Below are 3809 nucleotides of genomic sequence, written 5' to 3'. Positions count from 1 at the left end.
GATGATGATTGTGCTGAGAAAGCGGAACACGAGGGACGGGAACGTGCTCTGCTGCACAAGGCCCGTGACGGCTTGCGCCGGGATGACCAGGAGCGTGATCAGCCCGGCGAGAGCGACCGTTACGCCCAGACCGAATATGTCGTACATGGTGCGCGATCGGGCCGCGACGATGTGGTGCCACGCAATGCCGACGATTGCGGTGATGAGGATACCCATGACACCAGCACCCGCACCCTGTCCGCCGAGATGGATGCGATAAACAATGGAGCCGAACGTGGCGATGAGCATTGCCGGCCATCCGCCAAAGAACGCGGCAGCAGCAATGAAGGCGGCGCGCAGATCGACGACGAAGCCGGAGACGGACAGGGCCGTCGCCATGGAAATGATCGCGCCCACGCACATGACCACGCCGAGAAGCAGCGACTGCATCCGCCGCGAGAGACGCCCGGTGAAATCCGCCACAAGGTCCCAGGCGACCACGAGGATGGAGACCAGGGCAAGGTTGGCGAGGAGTGAGTGCCAGATGTCAGTCATGACTTCGGCTCCTTTTTTCCGATAAATACCGACAAAACCTATCCGAGGTCTAAAGAAGCTGCCCGGCCATGCCGTTCTATTCCCTTTTGGGCACATGGGACCCGAGAGTACCTTTGCGATCTTCCATGAAGCCGATCAGCTCATGATTCGACGGTGTCGTAAGCGCAGATGAGCAAGAGGCATCGCGGCAAATTCGGGTCTTGCACATGATCTGTAAAGTGTCGCCTTGAACATCTCCTTCTTTCCATACATAGGTCGACCAGGTGGGTGGCGGCTCAACATGGAACTTCAATGAACCTCCCTATCTTCGCCATCAACCTCGATCGCGAGACCCAGCGCTGGAGCGAATTGCTCGCCAGCGCCGAAGCGGCGGGACTGACCTTGCAGCGCATTGCCGCCGTCGACGGTCGGGCGCTTGCTGAAAAAGACTGGACGGAGATCGATCTTCCAGCCGCGCGCAAGCTGAGCGGGCGCGACATCCTTTCGGGCGAATATGCCTGTTACCGCAGCCATATCCGGGCGCTGGAAACGTTCCTGGCCGGTGGCAGCGCCCATGGCCTGATTGTCGAGGACGACGTCCTCTTCAGCGAAAGCACCATGCGGCGCATCGAGGCCATCATCGCGGCGGTGCCGGATTTCGATGTCATCAAGCTGACCAACCATCGCATGAGCTTCTTCATGCGCGCGGTCGAGACGGCGGAAGGCGATGAGATCGGTCGTGCGCTGCATGGCCCGCAAGGCTCGGCCGCCGCCTATCTGGTGACGCGAGAGGGCGCGCAGGGTCTGTTGTCGGCGCTCGCCGTAATGAAAATGCCATGGGACGTCGCGCTCGAGCGCTTTTGGGATACTGGCCTGAAAGTCTATTCGGTCCGCCAAAACGTGCTTGGCTTCGCCGCCAGCAGTGGGATCTCGGGCATAGCCGGTCCCTCGGGAAGCTACAAATCCGCAAGGCTGGGCGGGCCGAGCCGGCTACGTGCCGGGGTGTTACGGGCCAGCGACGAACTGCGCCGCCTGCATCACGTCCTGCTGCCGCCCCCTCTGCCGCGAGATGCCCTGGATGATGCCAAGGACAACGCGCCGCGCCACACCTTGCTTCTGTTGCTTGCGGCACTCGCCATTCTCGCTTTGGTCTCCGCGGTGTGGCGCGAGGCCGACACCTACCGCTATGCGGGCCTGGCGCTGGCCCTGGTCGCGGTCATCCGCTGGTTCAGAGTGGACTTGTGGACCTACAGCAAACCGCTGATCGGTTGGGTCGGCTTCCTGTGTCTGGGCTGGTCGCTCTACGTCTTCATCCGACTGGCGATCGTCTATTTCGGCACCCACCAGTTGGGTGGCGCCGAAGGCATTTACATGTTTCCGCTGTTCTACGCGACGACCGGCTTCGCGTTTCTGCTGTTTGTCAGGCAACCCGCACGGCTCGTGCTCTGGTTCATGATCCTCAGTCTCGTCTTCCTAGCGGCGGACACCTTCTATTCGGACATGTTTCAAGGCGTCCAACCTGCCCCGTGGCTTTTCAACAATCCCATCCACGCGTCGGTGGCGGCCGGTTTCATCTTCCTCTGCACGCTGCAATTCATGGCCTACTCGGCGCAGAGAACGGACCTCGGAAAAGCAACCAAGAACCTGCATTGGGCCCTGTCGACAGCCGTCCTGCTGCTTGCCCTCGTCAATATCATCGAGATGCGCTCAAAGGGAGTGTGGCTTGCGCTTGCGCTCGCTCTGCTCTTGTTGGCGGTCATGACCCTGGCGAGAGGCCATCGCCGCGAACTGTTGGTTTCGGGTGGCGTGCTGGTGATCGTGGCGGCCGGCATTGTCGCGGCACACAACATCTTCTCGTCCACCGCCGACGATACCATGGCATTCGTCAAAACCTTGGTTCCGGATGTGTTCAGGCATGGGGTCCTCCCCGCCTTCGACCGCGCCATCGCGAGCGACGCGGTTCCGCTTGCAGCCAAGGAAAGGCTGATGCTGTGGGCGGATGCGATCAATATCTGGAAGCGCCACCCGATCTTCGGAGCCAGTTCCAGCTGGCTGACCGAATGGCAGAGCAGAACCTATCATCCCATGATCTTCAATGTCTTCCACAATGGTTATCTGGAGATTGCCGTGCGTTATGGGGTGGTCGGACTGGCGTTCTTTGCCTTTCTCTACACCTGGTCGGCCAGGCAGGTTCTGCTGGCCATGCGAGCCAAGCTCGTCGCTCCGGCCGCATGGTCCTGCTACATCTCCACACTGGTCTTCTTCGCCCTAACCATCCTCACCAATTCCAACAACCGGCTGGCCATGGGCGAGGCCTTCATGTGGTTTGCCGCAGCGTTCGGCTTCTATTGTTTTTATGTTCGCCAGCAGAAGAACCTTGTCGCGCCGCGGACCTATTTTTAGGGCCTGCCGGCGCAGCACGTATCTGACCAGCCGATTGCGACCAATCCACCTTTGACGCCCCGCTCAATTTCCCGATAATCGGGAAAGTCGATGCCAAAATCGATGGCTTATCGCCGGCAACCCCTTCGTTACGATCGACACGGATCACAGACAGGGGTTGTCACGGACATGCTGACGGACAGGCAGGCACGCGAGGCGGTGGAGCAGTACCGCGAGGAAGGATACGCGGTCGTTCGACAATTCGTCGACGGCGACGAGATGATCCGGCTGAAGAAGGAAACCGATGCGGTCTATGCCGAAGGCCTCAAGCATCACGCCACCTTCCGGCACGGCAACCTGAATTTCCAGATCCTGCCTGAATCGGACTTTGGCCAACGCTATGTGCTGCAGGCTTACTGGTTTTCCTGGATCAATTCCTATTTCGAAGAATTCCGCCGCAATCCCGACTATCTGAAGCTGCTCGAGAGCCTGATCGGCCGTGACATAAGGCAGATCGCCCAACAGCTGCACTGGAAGCCGCCCGGCGCCAATGTCACGGGTTATCGCTTCCACCAGGATTTGCGCTTCCGTAACCAGGCGGCCTTCGACAATGTCGCCGACGCCACCGTGACAACAGGCCTCGCGGTCGATCGGGCGACGCTGGACAATGGCTGCCTTCAGGTCGTGCCCGGCAGCCACAAGCTCGGCTATCTCGGCCTGTCGGACGAGGGAACCGGCGAGCTGATGAAGGGCCTGACCGCCGAAGAAGAGTTGCGCAAAGTCGGCATCGACCCGGCGACCATCGTTCCGCTGGTGCTAGAGCCGGGCGACCTTGCTTTATGGGGGCTGCTTACCGTGCACGGCTCCTCGCCCAACAAATCGCAGCACGACCGGGCCTTTGCGCTGTCCAGCTA

Annotated in this window: 3 protein-coding genes; 2 read left to right on the top strand and 1 reads right to left on the bottom strand. The window is 60.4% G+C overall.

The window, feature by feature from the left end; translation table 11 throughout:
- Positions 1 to 534: LytS/YhcK type 5TM receptor domain-containing protein (locus EN893_RS23230; protein WP_281062497.1), on the bottom strand; the 534-nt coding region annotated here is incomplete at its 3' end.
- A 291-nt stretch (positions 535 to 825) separates the two neighbouring features.
- On the opposite strand from EN893_RS23230, the gene EN893_RS23225 reads away from it, so the two are divergent.
- Together EN893_RS23225 and EN893_RS23220 are read left to right on the top strand one after the other, a co-directional pair.
- Positions 826 to 2916 carry an O-antigen ligase family protein gene (locus EN893_RS23225; RefSeq protein WP_127270473.1) on the top strand — a complete coding sequence of 697 codons (2091 nt, stop codon included), beginning with the start codon at positions 826 to 828 and terminating at the stop codon, positions 2914 to 2916.
- A gap of 168 nt (positions 2917 to 3084) precedes the next feature.
- Positions 3085 to 3809, top strand: a 725-nt coding sequence (locus EN893_RS23220; RefSeq protein WP_245490886.1) for a phytanoyl-CoA dioxygenase family protein, incomplete at its 3' end; no start/stop codon positions are given.

Origin of the sequence: Mesorhizobium sp. M7A.F.Ca.CA.004.04.2.1 (assembly GCF_004022825.1) — a bacterium.
Lineage (GTDB): Bacteria > Pseudomonadota > Alphaproteobacteria > Rhizobiales > Rhizobiaceae > Mesorhizobium.
Note: the sequence above shows the minus strand (reverse complement) of the source record. Positions and strands in the feature narration are given on the sequence as shown.

Excerpts from the sequence above, each read along its gene's own strand:
- EN893_RS23225 (WP_127270473.1), top strand. The coding sequence starts at position 826 with ATGAACCTCCCTATCTTCGCCATCAACCTCGATCGCGAGACCCAGCGC.